Source organism: Psychrobacter sp. PL15, from assembly GCF_035984995.1.
Taxonomy (GTDB): Bacteria; Pseudomonadota; Gammaproteobacteria; order Pseudomonadales; family Moraxellaceae; genus Psychrobacter.
This window is the reverse complement of the sequence record NZ_JAXCIB010000008.1, coordinates 15,556-30,292: the sequence shown is the minus strand read 5'-3', so window position 1 is coordinate 30,292 and position 14,737 is coordinate 15,556. Positions and strand designations below refer to the sequence as shown.

Here is a 14,737-nt window from a genome sequence, read left to right as displayed (position 1 = left end):
TGCTATCTACTTTCTTATCATCTGAGTACAAAAGACATCGCCCTATGACTATCTCTACCGCTTCATTGCACAGTTCTGAATTCGCCGTTGGTCAACGCTATTTATCTGATACTGAGTCCGAGCTGGGCTTAGGTGTAGTTGTCGATCTAGACGACCGTTGTGTGCATATTTTATTCCCGCAAAGCGAAGAGACCCGCGTCTACGCAAAAAGCTCTGCGCCGTTATCTCGCGTAGTGTTTAAGGTTGGCGATAGCATTAGTGACCAACAAGGTCATAGCTATACGGTCACCGCAGTCGATGAGGTCATGGGGGTGCTCAAGTACAGTGTCGAAGATAATGAAAAAGGTGTTGTTCCTAAAGGAGCTACTAGTAAAGGGATAATGGAAACCCGCCTTGCGGCCAATATCACTTTGGCAAAACCACTTGAGCGCTTATTAGCAGGACGTATTGAGCGTGGGGATTGGTATGAGCTACGCCAAGATATTTTGCGTATGCAAGCAGCGATTGCAGGTCATCCACTAAAGGGTCTAATGGGCGCTCGCGTCGACATTATCGAGCATCAGCTTTATATCGCTCATGAAGTCGGTAAACGTATTGCGCCGCGTGTATTACTTGCCGACGAGGTTGGACTGGGTAAGACCATTGAAGCAGGACTGATTATCCATCAACAGCTGCTGTCAGGTAGGGCTGAACGAGTGCTTATTTTAGTTCCTGATAGCTTGCAATACCAGTGGATGATCGAGCTGCGCCGTCGTTTTAATCTAAATTTTGCGCTATTTGACCTAGTACGTACCGCCGCCATTAAAGAACACGACCCTGAGCAAAATGTTTTTGCAACCGAGCAATGTATTATTGCTGGTATGGATCTATTGCTCGATCATCCTGATTTATATGATCAAGCGATGGAAGCAGGTTTTGATCTGCTAGTGGTCGACGAGGCGCATCATCTACATTGGGATGAGGCGCAAGGCGGTAACGATAAATATGATCTGATTGCTGACTTTGCTGATGAGACCCCAGGCGTTATGCTATTGACAGCGACTCCTGAACAGTTGGGTGTGCAAAGTCATTTTGCACGTTTGCGTCTGCTCGATTCGGACCGTTTTGATGATCTAGACGAGTTTATTGAGGGTCAAGAAGCTTTTGCAGAGACCGCAACGGTCGCCAGTATTTTGATAGAAGATAAGCCGCTGAATCCCACACAAATCTCTGCTTTGACCAGTCTATTAAATGTGAGCCAAGAAGAATTGGCCGCTATTAATGAGGATGATAAGCTGCGAACTTATGCACTTAACGAGCTGTTAGATCGTCATGGTACAGGGCGTATCCTATTCCGTAATACCCGCGAGAGTGTCAAAGGGTTTCATGGTCGCAGTAGTCAGGCGCATCCTCTACCGCTACCGGATGTATGGATAGACAGCTACCAGACCACAGGTAAACTGCGTGAACAGTTATGGGGCGAAGAAAATCAACCTGATGGCGGCTGGCTAGAAGATGATCCACGTGTACCGTGGCTGATTGATATTTTAAAAGGCGAGCTCAAACATCAAAAAGTGTTGCTGATTGCACGTAGTGGTGCAACAGTTGAGAGTTTGGAAGCGGTATTGCGCCTACATGCGGGAATCAAGACCGCTATCTTTACCGAACAGATGACCTTGCTTGAGCGTGACCAAGCGGCGGCGTTCTTTGCTGATAGCGAAGGCGCGCAGATATTGTTGTGCTCTGAGATTGGTTCAGAGGGTCGCAACTTCCAGTTTGCCAGCCAGCTTATATTATGGGATTTACCTGCCAATCCTGATACCTTAGAGCAGCGTATTGGTCGCCTTGACCGCATTGGGCAAACACAAGAGATCACCTTGCACGTGCCTTATGTTGAAGGGACGGCGCAAGAGCGGCTATATAACTGGTATCACAATGCGTTGAATATATTCAATCAGATTTCACCGACTGCGCAAAGTGTACAAGAGCAATATATTCAAATGCTTAAGCCCATGCTTGAAGGTGCGGATACTGCCGAAAACCGTATTATCTTACAAGACGTTATTGCGGATGCGTTGGACACCCGTTTGGGACTTGAGGCTCAATTACAAGCTGGTCGTGACCGTCTATTAGAATATAACTCTTGCCGTCCGGGTGTTGCTGGTCGGATCGCTGAAGCCATGCATGACTTTGATAGTCATACTTTATTGCCGCAGTTTATTGAGCGTTTCTTTGCGTCAGCTAATATTGATCATAATATCCAGCGCGATGGTTCATGGGCAATTGCGCCGATAGACAGCACTGAGATTAGTGACTATATCGACGGTCTGCCGCTCGGTAATGAAGACGGTATGACCTTGACCTTTGATCGTGAGCAGGCGCTGCAGCGTGAAGATATCGAATTCATCACTCATGAACATCCATTGATGCGCGCTATTTATGAGCTTGCTAGTACCAGTACCTTTGGTAATACCACGGTTGCGATGCTCAAAAGTTCTGCCATGCCGCAGGGGATGATTATGCTAGAAGTCAACTTTCGAGTTGAAGCCATCGCGCCAAAATTACTGAACCTGCCGGCGACTTTATCATCGCAAAATATTCGTATTTTTATTAGTGAGCAAGGTAGTGATTTATCAGCACGTATCAGTGCCGAGATGATTATGCCGCATATTGACCGCTTGGACAAAAACCGGGCGCGGCAAGTGATTAAAGTGCGCGGCGATATTATTGAGCAACGCTATTATGAAGCTGAAGCCATTGCTCGTAAGCAGTTGACTGACATTGGTGAGCAAGCAAGCACTCGCTTTAGCCAGCAGTGGTCACGTGAAATAAAACGCCTTAAACATTTGCAAACTATCAACCCTAACGTGCGCTCTGAAGAGATTGAGCGTTTGGAGCAGTTACAAGCCCAAGGCGAGCAAGCCTTGGCAAACCTGTCATTGGTACCTGATTCTATTCGTGTACTAGTAGCAGTGAAGCCATAGACCTGCAGGCTTCTAACTTACAGTACTGTATCGGTTACTGGATTGATACTTTGAGCAGTGAGTTTTAAGCAGCGGTCTTTAAGTAAGAGATCTTTTTGATAACAACGAGGTACTCACTATAGTCAATGAAAAGTAATATCGATACATGACCTACTGCTGGCATACGTTTTTCTTGCTTGCTGTGCTTACGCAGACAGAGGCTGCAAAAAGCTTATACCAGCAGTACCGTCGCGTTTTTAAGGTATTTTAACTATAGATAGTATCTCGTTTTTTGACTATTAGCTTTTTGATGTTTCACTGATTTTTAGACAGCCTAACCTGAACAGTCAGCTTAATACTAGAATGCTTGCAACCAATAACTGGTCAAAAATATAAATACTGGGTAAAATGTTTGTTTTTTCCTCTTATGATAGTCATTTTGCTTACCCGTCTTCAGTGCTAGTAATAACGCTATTACCCCTGTATTGTTCATCTTGAATATTACTGCCAGTGATTTCATATCGTTCTAAATTCAAATCCCAAGCTACCCTAAACTATGTCTTATTGACATTGTCAGGTCGCGAGAGTTATTGATAAAGATAAGGAAACGTATCGCCATGTCTGATCATTCGCAACTGATTGATGAGCTACTCGCCACAGTGGCGCTTATTGAAGTTAGCCCTGATGTCTTTGAAGGCAAAAGCCATGACTATGTCGGCGCGCGTATCTTTGGCGGACAAGTGCTAGCCCAAGCGATAATAGCGGCTGCTCATACTCTCACCGAAGACAAGCCTTGTCACTCGCTGCACGGGTATTTTTTACGGGGTGGGGATATTACTCAGCCGGTCATCTATCAAGTTCGCCGATTACGTGACGGGCGTAGCCTATCTGCGCGTGAAGTGACTGCTATTCAATATAAGCAAATACGCGGTAAGCCACCAGTCGAGCAAGTGATCTTTTCGATGATTGCTTCCTTCTCACCGATGGAGGAAGGCTTGGAATATCAAGAGAATATGCCTGTCTACCCACCGCCAGAAGACCTGCTGGCTGAGCAAGATCTAAAGGAAGATTACGTCGGCAAAGTACCAGATGCTCTCAAATCACGTTTTATGCGCCGCCGTCATGTGGAAATCAAACCCGTTAAACCGCGCGACCCCATTCATCCGGAGCCGATGAAACCTAAGCAAGCTAACTGGTTACGTATTCGCGAACTGGGCACACAGCCTATTGCCATTCAGCAAGCGCTATTGGCATTTTCTTCTGACTTTTATTTGGTGGGTACGGGGCTTATGTCACACGGTGTCAGCTTTATGACCAGTGGCCTACAAGCAGCTAGCATTGATCATTCGATGCATTTCCATCGCACTTTTGATCTCAATAATTGGCTATTATATGACATGTGGAGTGATACGACTTCCAATGCTAAAGGGTTAAATCATGGCCAGTTTTGGCAAAATGGCAAGCTGGTTGCGACCGTACAGCAAGAAGGGCTGATGCGTTTGCGGGTTCCGAAGTCTTAGTTTGCTATGGAATTTTGCTCACTTGTTTTACTGTTTGTTTTACTAGTATTTAAAGCTAAAGCGCCATCATAATTAATTATGATGGCGCTTTTTTATTTTGGTTTATATCTTTATGCTAAGGTCTTATTGTAGTATCTTCACCATCGCGCGTGGCAATCCTAGGATCGCTTGAGCCTTATCACTATTTAGCCAATTTACATTAATTTCAGCTGCTTGCAATGCTGTAGTCAATTCTTGAGACTGCTCTGTGTTTAAGGTTAATTGTTGCGGGGTCAAATACCAATGAAAATGAGTCAGCGAATGCTTGATTGGTGCAGGCGCATTGTCAAATAAAGTCGCACTCACTGACTCTGCTACTAGCTGATTCTTATTTAACCATTCATTAATAATTTGCTCAGCAGTAGTGAATTCTGTCTTGTACGCTTTTTCATTACTACGAACATCAAGCTGTGGTTCAGTCATTATTTTATTATCTGGTTTATTTGCAACTGCTTTACCATCGATTTTCTCTATAAACTCTAATGGTAAACTCCACAAGCCACCCCAAATACCGTTATCAGGACGTTGAAGCCACAATATTTCATCAGCTGAATTTTGAATTAATAATGCATTACTAAATTTGCTAGGTTTAGGTTTTTTCTTAGCTTTGACTGGATATTCTTCTTCACGGCCTTGCTCATGCGCCAGACAGTCCTCTTGTAGCGGACACAAAAGACAAGCAGGTTTGCGCCGTGTACATAGGGTTGCGCCCATGTCCATCATGGCCTGCGCAAATAGTCCTGAATGTTGCTCAGGGGTTAAGCGCTCCGCCAATGCCCACAACTCTTTGGTAGTCGCAGACTTGGTAATATCACCATCAATTGCTGCCCAGCGCGTCAGCACTCGTTTGACGTTACCATCACAGATCACCCCATAATGATGTAAGCCCATGGCCATAATTGCCCCAGCCGTTGAGGGGCCGACACCTGAGATGGCTTCCCAACCTGCTAGCGTTTGCGGAAAGTCACCGGTCTCATCAATGATTGCTACCAGCTGCTTGGCGCCTTTATGCAAATTACGCGCACGCGCATAATAGCCCAATCCTGCCCAATGTTCGGCTATTTCATCCCACTCCGCCGCTGCTAAATCCTGCACCGTCGGAAACGAGTTCATAAAGCGTGCAAAATAGGGCAGTACCGTCGCTACTTGCGTTTGTTGCAGCATGACTTCTGATAACCAAACGATATAAGGATTGGGCGTGTCGGTCTGGTGCTGTTGCCAGGGTAAATCATGGCGACCGTTGGTTTCGAACCAATCCAGCAAGCGCGGGGCAAAGGAATTAAGCGAAGTAGACGTGTGATTTAAAGGAATGTCTGACGTTGTGGAATTTGTATTGGCGGTAAGCTGAGTCATAGGCGGTCATATCATTATTAATTATCAAAAAGTTGCTGGCAAGTAGGCGAGCGAAGTGGTGAGTAACTTCAATTACTCACTACTATATAAGGGTTAAGTAAGGGTTGAGAGGTTAAAAACAAAGAAGCTAGTTATGTTAAGAATAAGATTACTTTACACTTTTAGATAGCGCTGAACATTTCAAGCAATATCAAACCTACTTACGATTTTTACGCGTACGCAAACGGCGTTGACGCTTTTCCTCTTCTTTGGCTATTTTTTTCGCCTCAAGAGCGAGACGTTGTTCTGCTACTACGCCTTCCTCAACCTCACGCATCTCAGGGGTTTCCATGCTGATACGACCTAGGGTGCCACTACGTAATTCATTGATTAGAATCTCAGACATCCGATAAGTATCGATTTTATTACCTGCACGCACGCAACCACGATTGCGGCCAGCGACTTCAAAAAACTCCCAATCAGTTTCTGGCAAATTCTCAATTTTATAGCGGGTTTTTAATAGCTCAGGATAGGCATGTATTAGAAATTCTGCGGTATAGCTGGCAACATCGGCGAAGTCAAACGCAGTATCACGGATACCGCCGGTAGCGGCTAAACGATAGCCTGAGTTGGCGTTTTCAACTTTTGGCCACAGCATGCCAGGGGTGTCATACAGCATGATGCCGCCCTCTAACTTGATAAGCTGCTGCGACTTAGTCACGGCCGGCTCGTTACCTGTCTTTGCCACCGTTCGGCCTGCTAAAGTATTAATTAAAGTTGATTTACCAACGTTAGGAATACCCAAAATCATGGCTTTAATCTGTCGTCCCGACTCTGCTTTATTAGGCATTAATTTTTTGCACAGTTCGACAATACGGTGTACATCAGCTGTTTTATTATCATCAAAAGCCAGGGCCTTGACACCATCTTCTTGTTCAAAATAATCCATCCATGCTTGGGTCATGTCAGGATCAGCCAAGTCGGCTTTATTTAAAATTTTAATGACTGGTTTATCACCGCGCAGGGTGGCCACCATTGGGTTCTCGCTACTATAAGGAATGCGCGCATCCAGCACCTCAATAATCACATCCATTTGTGGCATGATTTCTTTTACTTCATTGCGGGCTTTATTCATATGCCCAGGGAACCACTGAATATTCGCTCTAGTATCCATTTGCTTTCATAACCTTTTAATTCAATCCCTTATTAAAGGGGGTAATTCATGGAGTGCCAAAAGTAATAAGATGTTTTTTACTTCTACTGTGACAGTTATTTTACTACAGAACGAAAGTGATAACGGGCTAATTTATATCGGTCTAAGGAGATGCTATTCTTCAGCGGTTTCGGGCTGGTCTAAATGCGCAGGCGGTAGCGGTGCTAAATAACCGATCAATAAAATCAAGCTGCCTGCGCCAAGGAATGAGATTACCCGCCAAATTGCCTCGGTCTGTGACAAGTCAACCAATACCAGTTTAAGCACTACAATACCCAATAAGCCAATGCCCATAAACCATAGCGCACGATGCTTGTAGCGACTAGCAATAATAGTGGCAACCAATGCCAGTAGAGTCCATAAAATCGTCAGACCAGTCTGAACTCGTTCGCTACTCCATGAGCCACCATACCAAAGGGGCGTATCGATAAAGGCATGCAGCGTTCTGACTAGCATGCTGGAAATTATCCAAAAGCTGATCAGCCCTAAAGCAATGAGTAAAGCATCGCTCCTAAATATTTTAATAACTTTGGACTTAGTATCTGTAGCGGTTTGCCCTTGACTAGAATGCTGCTGGTTCAAGTAATAAGCGCTCAGACCATATAACAACACCAACCATAGAGTGATATCGTATACGTTGATAAGTGGAAAATAGGGCAGACCCCAAATCACACCGTCATAAGACCAGTTGGTGAGAACTACCCAAAACAAGGTTACCGGTATAAAAACTTTAGCACAGCCCAGTAGTGTACTTTGCCAATTAAACCAATGCAGAAGATGCTGTTTGGTTGCATTTGCTTTTTGAGTGCTACGATAACGATAATTGAACCATAACCCCATGAGCATCAGAGTGATTGGAACCAGAACGGTTAGAACTCCCTGCGAATTTGGTAAACCATAATGTACCGCTGCGGCTACGACTAAGATGCCAGTCCCGAACCAACTAGCGCTATCGTATTGCGAGAGAGTAAAAGTATCATGCCAGGTTTTCAACCACAGTTGGCCAACGACTAGCCAGCCTATTAATAAGCTAATGAATAGCATCCAAGCAGGAGCGTTCCACAGGTAATCGAATTCAAACTTTTGGGGCAGCTGCAACACTAGCATTCCATAAAACATTAATAGTAGCCCGTGACTAAATTGTATTATTTCCGCCCAACAGCGATAACGATTGATTAGCCAATAAATGGCAAGGCTAGATATGGTCGCCATTGCTATTAGCGTCGTCATTGCTAACTGCCAACTGGCAAGCCATTGATCAAAGTCGATAACCAATACGTAAAGCATCCAACCAATAGCAGTAAGGGTTAAAAAACGTATGAGTGTAGGGCTATGCCAGATCAACTTGAATACAGCGCTTTGACTGTTTATAGTAGCCAGCCATTGATTTGCAGCTTGTTTGCTTATTCCCAATGATTGAGCATATTGAGATACGGCTGCAGTCGTTAAGCTTGAAGCTGAGGCTTGCTTGGATATTTGACTCAAGGTGCGCTTAGTATTAACAGGCGAATTGCTGGCGCGTAGGATAAAAACCGAGGCCAAAGCACTGATCGCAGAAATAGTTAAGGTCAAAGTAGGGTGATAATTAAGGGTTAGCACCAGTTTGAAAGCCAGCAGCGCCACACTGACTAACTGCAATAATAAACCAAATGATACTGACCACGCCCGCAATGAACGCCGACCAAACCATACTAGCGCCAGCCCTTGTACCGACCAGCCAAAAGCGATCCACTCAGCATTGAAGGCCAGCGGAATAACCAAGGCTAAGAATCCAAAACCTAGCGCTAGCATGCCCTCAGTAATTAAGGCATAACGCTCACTGCGCTTAATAAACACCCAACCAAGTCCTAGGTAAATGGCAGCTAAAATCAGACTAGTCATCGTTAGAGCATTTGGAATGTCGTTTAGTAGGGTGGAAAATAAACCAAATGCTAATAGTGGGACTGAGAACAACAGGCCAATATCAATAGGAAATAGATACGCACTAGGCGCAGTCGCTATCTTACTCGCGCTGACAGCACCAGCACCAACTTCAATCTCATTTTCATTACTGGCGTTATAAGCAATAATTTGCTGCGCATAGCGAATGACCACGAATAAATACAGCAATAAATGTAGCGCTACTAGCAATACCAATGACCAGCGCTGATTCTGAATAACGGTAGTTAAGTTCTCAGTTGCACCCCAATAGTAGGCCAAACCAAAAGTTACGACTACGCCTAATAAATTGAGAATTTTCCAAGGGCGATAATGCGCAATGGTCGCAATGGCAACATTCAATAGTAGGTAATAGCTAAATAGCATTACCAAACTGTCGGTGTCAGTACTGGTGAGTATGGGCGCAAAAAATCCGCCTGATAATGCCAATAAGGCTAAGGGAAAAGTATTTTGGCGTACTGCTAAAATGACAGTGACCACAGACAATATAGCCATCGTTATAAAACTGGGTAGGCTGGCGATGACGTTATAGACATTATAGGCAAAAAAGGTACCTAAATAGGTAATGGCTAAACCGGTACCTTGTAAGGTTGTACCGTAAGCAAAGCGTTTTGATGCCAGCTTGAACCCCAGACCTGCTAGCGCTAATCCTATCATAGCAATCGCTGCCAGTTTAATACTGATAGAAACTTCGATGTACTCGCTTAACAAGCGTAGCAATAACACCACGCCAACCAGTAGCACTAAGACCCCAACCCGAACAACTAGATTGCCACCCAAGAACCAGTTTTTAATAGAATTAAAAAGCGAGGTAACCATAGGCAACGAATGCTCATCCGGTTCTATAGATGCGCTAGGTGCGTCATCTGGTTTTTGCTGGCTGACATGGTCTGCGTGCTCAGAAGCAGCAAGGTTGGGTAAAGGCGGAGGAGAGGTTAACGGTGATAATGAATTTGATGCGAGTTCGGATTCGAGATTTGATAGGGGCAAACGTGTTGCTAATTCTGATAGGATGTCAGAGGGTGGCTTTGTTGATACGGAAAAAGATGCAGCGTCAGATGGCAAATCAGAATCAGTAGTAGCGTGAGCATGAGAGCCGTCAACTGGCTTAATGCCATCTCCATGCTGCTGAATTTTATATTGTTGAGCTTTATACTGTTGCAGGTCAGATTGCAGCTGGGCCATATCTTGGCGCAGCTGTGCAAGATGTTGATTTACTCTGACATATAAGACTGTAACTACGACCAATAAAGCGATAAAAGCCAACCAACCCAGTTGGTTCACGAAAAAAAATAGCATCACCAGCATCCAACTTATCCTACAATTGCATGATGATGACGCTATTTAATCATAAAAACAAGACCATATAGAGGAGCTGATATTGTCCTTTAGAGCGAGCGACATACCTTTCGTTATGCCAAGCTCTTTATGGTTATTTTCTTATGATAAGTTGTTTTTCATAAATTCCAGCATATTGTCCCAGCTTTGCATCGCTGCAGTTTCATTGTAGCCGAGGTCAACATTGTTTTTGGCGCCACGCTCATCCGCAGTTGGATTGGTAAAGCCGTGTTTGGCATCATCATAGACATCGATGGTGTAATCAACTTCAGCAGCGTCCAGCTCTTTTTTGAGACTTTCAATCGCTTCCATAGACACCATAGAATCATCACGACCGTGAGCGACGAGGACTTTGGCTTTGAATTTATTATCCGCTGGCTGTTTTGGTTCAGGGTTACCGTGGAAAGTCGCCACTGCTTTTAATGGCATGCCTTCACGCGCCATATCTAGGACAATTTTACCACCAAAGCAATAACCAATCGCCGCTAGCTTATCGCTATCAACAGCCAATTGATCACTGAAGTCATTGAGAATCAAACGACAGCGAGCCATTAGCATGTCTTGGTCTTCTAATACTTGTTCCATCCACATATTTGCCATAGCGGCATCTGAGGTGAGTTTGCCTTCGCCGTATATATCCATTGCCACTGCGGCATAGCCTGCTTCTGCTAGGCGCTCGGTAATGTTTTTTGAATGCTCAGCCAAGCCCCACCATTCAGGTGCGACTAAGACGCCAGCGACTGGTTTATTATCTGCCACATTTTCTGGTAGTGCGACATAGCTTATTAGCTGAATGCCATTTTCGGTAGTGCTTATTAGCTCAAAAGTCTTAATTGACATGCTATGGTCCTTTTTTATGTTGAGAGGGTTAGAAATGTTAAGAAGTTATCTACGTTTATATATAAAGCCATCTGCATTTATAAGTATACAGATTGTTTACTGGTTCTACCTTAACGCCCATAACGGTCAAAAACAGCTATAATACTGTAACGCTATTTATAAAAATGCTACTGCAATGCTATGAGGTTAAATTTGTTACATCCATTAAATACCAGCTCTGACTGCCAACCAGACTCCAATCCAGAGGTACAGTTAGAAATACAGTCAGAAACAACCGTGAGTATGCATACTAATAATACGACAACTGAGTCATTGCGTCCGCAGTTTTGGTCACGCTTTACACTGGGTGAGCTACACCATAGTGAGTGGGAAGCCTTATGTGATGGCTGCGGCAGTTGTTGCTTAATTAAATATATTGATGAAGATGAGAACGGCGATGTCGATGAAAATCTAGTTGAATATACTGATGTGGCCTGCCAATTGATGAATTGTGAAACCGGCTACTGTCAACACTATGACACGCGCCAGCAGTATGTGCCTGATTGCATTCAACTGACCGCTGATAAAATGCCGAATATGATGTGGCTACCTGAACACTGCGCTTATAAGCGAGTATATAAAGGTCAATCGCTACCAGATTGGCATCTGTTATTGACTGAAGATGCAGTGCTGACCCAGCAACAAATGCGCGCTGCCAATATTGGGATAGCGGGACGTTGTGTCACTGAGACTGGTATGGCGGATGAAGACATCGAAACGCGAGTGGTGAACTGGGTAACACCTTAACAGCTTGTTTAATAATTACTAGAGTCAGTTATTAGAGTCAGTTATTAGAACCAGCTGTTAGAATGAAATATTAGACATTCTTCTATTAGAAATGCTAGTCATCATGAGCCCTCATCAACAGCCTTGGCAGCAGATTTGGCTTCTGCCTCAGCAGCGGCTTGAGAGTCAGCGAGTAGGGGAATAGGAATGCCTTGACGGATTTGGTTCGAGAACGCCCTACCATGACCGTCACTGGTATCGCTATTGCTATCAAACTGATTATTAAAACCTTGCACCTTGGGGTTAAGGTGGGTGCGCTCATACCACATATCCATTGACCACAGCTGACCGCTTGGCGCCTCGTTTTTTAGCTGAGGATCAGCATCTAGCATGCCGATGTCATACAGGTAATTTGGCAGCCAGCCGGAGACCCAAATTCGGTAGTCCCAAGGTAGTCGCTCACCGCTCACCACCCGTGCCATATAAAAGATAAGATTGGTACAGTTATTGGTCAAGGTGTTATACCACGCCGGCTTTGCGTTCAGCTCATCGGCAACGGTTAAATAAGATTCAAATAACGACTTTACTTCTTGCTGCTGTAAATGGCTAACGGGGAATAAATAGACTTGCTCACCGCGTGCGCTAGTTCGCGTATAAATAATATCGCGCTCTTCTGCAGCAATTAAGCTGAGCTCAAAGCGTTTAAAAAATCCACCTAGCGCCGAAAATGATTCGCCTTTTTCTTTACGAATCTCTAGCGATAACGATAGCGGTCGGTCATCCTCAAAGCGAAAGCTGACTAAGGTATGAGCAATCAATGGCCCCATCCAGTAAGAGTTGACAACATCGACGCCAGACAGTTTTGATAAGTCGATAGTACGGGTTTCCCAGCGCTCGGTAGCTTGGTCAGCAGTGTGCCAATCAAAGTTACGCACGTTAGATAAGGTAATCAAATTAGGGTTATTGGTATCGCGTTGGTAAGAAAGCCTTTGACTGACATCGGCCTGCCAGTCACGATTCTGCTGCGGTGAGATGGAGACAAACCAGCCCGCACCGATTAGCCAAACAGCGACATAAAACCCAGTTAACCACCTAGTAGTAGTGTTTCTAATCGCTATATTTTTAATGTCAGTATTTTTAACAGCAGTACTTTTATCAAAAGCGATACTTTCAGTAGTATTATTTTTAGAAAGGGCTTTAGAAAGATTATTTTCAATAGTCTTATTATAGGAAAGCTTCTTATATGAAAGATTCGCATTAAAAAGTTGTTTATTAAATATTTTTTTAGTGAGCGTATCAGGTAAATAACGCATCGTTAATAGAGCAGCTAACAAACCTACAATGACTGCGGTGGTAAACCATGCCAGAGGACTGTGTGCACCAAACTGATACCAAATTGCCATTAATAGCCAGACGGCAGACAGTATTAAAGCGATTACGATAAAAAAATGTACAAGGTAATGTCGCCATGTATGGTGCTGGCAAGTGCCGTCTTTACTACAGTTTGTTAGATTTTGATTGTTGGTACGCAAAGATAATAAGCGTGAAAAAAAAGAGCGAGGCGACATAAGCGTGAATTAAATGAATGAATGCCCTGACCATAGCAAAATTTATAACACACTGACAATACAATTTGGATAAATTTGTCGTTGAATGTCTGTTGAGCTTACGATAAAGTGAAGCTAATTTAATGCAAATCTTACATCTATAAGTCTAATGCAAAGCGAAGTACTAGGTTCAGGACAGCGTTAATTTTTAGCACTTTTTATGTACCTAAGCGACTTTTATTTAGTAACATCATCCCCATCTAACATTTTAATATTTACTAACGAGGTTAACTCACAACACCATGTCTGACGACACTCCCAGCCCGAGTAGTTGGTCGATGCGCGGCTTAAAACGCTGGCTATCGACCGCCCCCGAAACTCGCGATGAACTGATTCGTTTGGTGCAGCACTCGCGCCAATTCTTAGAACCCGACACTGTAGATATGCTCGAAGGTGTGCTGGATCTACCCGCGACTCAAGTACGCGAAATTATGACCCCGCGTCCACAAGTCATTAGCTTGCACGAAAGTACCAGCCTCGCGGAGGTCATGGATATTATTCTTGAGACCACCCATTCTCGTTATCCGGTCATTGACAGCCAGGATGATGCTGCGGTTATTGGTATTTTATTGGCGAAAGATCTAATTCCTATCTTAGTGCACATGGTGCGTGATCAAGAAGATAAAATCGACAGCAAACGCTTAAAAGACCTAGTACGCCAGCCGCTATATATTAGTGAGTCGGCGCGCTCTGATACCTTGTTACGTTCATTGCAGCGTACCCAGGTACATATGGCCATTGTGGTTGATGATTTTGGTGGCTTCGCTGGCGTGGTAACGATGGAGGATCTACTAGAAGAAATCGTCGGTGATATCGTTGATGAACATGATGATTTTGATGAAGACAGTGATATTAATAATATTGTTGTCCATCCAGAAAAGCCCAATACTTGGCGCGTTCAGGCTTCTACTGTGATCGAAGATTGTAATGACGAGTTGGGCAGCCATTTTGACGATACCGATGTTGATACCATGGGTGGTCTGGTCATGCAAGCGCTTGGTTACGTAGGCGATTTGGAAGGTGAGAGCGTAAAAATAGATGACTGGCAAATCACGGTTACGGATGTTGAGGGTCGCTTCATTCATAATTTAGAGCTGACCAAAACTGATCCCGATCAGCATTTATTGATAGGCAACCACTAAACGAGCCAGTTGCTCAGTCTTGATAAATCAAATTACTACAGTAAACACCATAAAAACACGA

At 44.1% G+C, this 14,737-nt stretch carries 9 protein-coding genes; 4 read left to right on the top strand and 5 right to left on the bottom strand.

Features of this window, described 5'->3' with window-relative positions; all coding sequences use genetic code 11:
- The first annotated feature begins 44 nt into the window (after nucleotides 1–44).
- Nucleotides 45–2,963: an RNA polymerase-associated protein RapA gene (rapA, locus tag RCH20_RS08260; protein ID WP_327193253.1), complete on the top strand. Its 2,919-nt coding sequence runs from the start codon at nucleotides 45–47 to the stop codon at nucleotides 2,961–2,963.
- 596 nt (nucleotides 2,964–3,559) lie between these two features.
- A complete protein-coding gene (locus tag RCH20_RS08255; protein WP_209956249.1) occupies nucleotides 3,560–4,462 on the top strand; it encodes an acyl-CoA thioesterase in 903 nt (300 codons plus the stop codon).
- Nucleotides 4,463–4,585: 123 nt separating this feature from the next.
- On the opposite strand, the gene mutY is transcribed toward RCH20_RS08255, so the two are convergent.
- The 4 genes from mutY to RCH20_RS08235 all read right to left on the bottom strand — a co-directional run bounded on the left by mutY (nucleotide 4,586) and on the right by RCH20_RS08235 (nucleotide 11,162).
- On the bottom strand, nucleotides 4,586–5,854 hold the full coding sequence (mutY, locus tag RCH20_RS08250; protein WP_327193252.1) for an A/G-specific adenine glycosylase: 1,269 nt from the start codon (nucleotides 5,852–5,854) through the stop codon (nucleotides 4,586–4,588).
- 196 nt (nucleotides 5,855–6,050) lie between these two features.
- Nucleotides 6,051–7,007, bottom strand: a complete 957-nt coding sequence (gene ylqF, locus RCH20_RS08245) for a ribosome biogenesis GTPase YlqF (protein WP_327193251.1) — start codon at nucleotides 7,005–7,007, stop codon at nucleotides 6,051–6,053.
- Nucleotides 7,008–7,160: 153 nt separating this feature from the next.
- Nucleotides 7,161–10,283 (bottom strand): DUF2339 domain-containing protein, encoded by a 3,123-nt coding sequence (locus RCH20_RS08240; protein ID WP_327193250.1) that lies wholly within the window; start codon nucleotides 10,281–10,283, stop codon nucleotides 7,161–7,163.
- Between the two features lie 141 nt (nucleotides 10,284–10,424).
- Nucleotides 10,425–11,162 (bottom strand): dienelactone hydrolase family protein, encoded by a 738-nt coding sequence (locus RCH20_RS08235; protein WP_209956252.1) that lies wholly within the window; start codon nucleotides 11,160–11,162, stop codon nucleotides 10,425–10,427.
- Between the two features lie 282 nt (nucleotides 11,163–11,444).
- On the opposite strand from RCH20_RS08235, the gene RCH20_RS08230 reads away from it, so the two are divergent.
- Nucleotides 11,445–11,948, top strand: coding sequence for a YcgN family cysteine cluster protein (locus RCH20_RS08230; RefSeq protein ID WP_327193342.1), 504 nt, complete (start codon nucleotides 11,445–11,447; stop codon nucleotides 11,946–11,948).
- A gap of 101 nt (nucleotides 11,949–12,049) precedes the next feature.
- On the opposite strand, the gene RCH20_RS08225 is transcribed toward RCH20_RS08230, so the two are convergent.
- The gene (locus RCH20_RS08225) at nucleotides 12,050–13,330 is read right to left on the bottom strand and encodes an Lnb N-terminal periplasmic domain-containing protein (protein WP_209956254.1); all 1,281 of its coding nucleotides are present in this window, start codon (nucleotides 13,328–13,330) and stop codon (nucleotides 12,050–12,052) included.
- A gap of 446 nt (nucleotides 13,331–13,776) precedes the next feature.
- On the opposite strand from RCH20_RS08225, the gene RCH20_RS08220 reads away from it, so the two are divergent.
- A complete protein-coding gene (locus RCH20_RS08220) occupies nucleotides 13,777–14,676 on the top strand; it encodes an HlyC/CorC family transporter (protein ID WP_209956255.1) in 900 nt (299 codons plus the stop codon).
- Nucleotides 14,677–14,737: the final 61 nt, after the last annotated feature.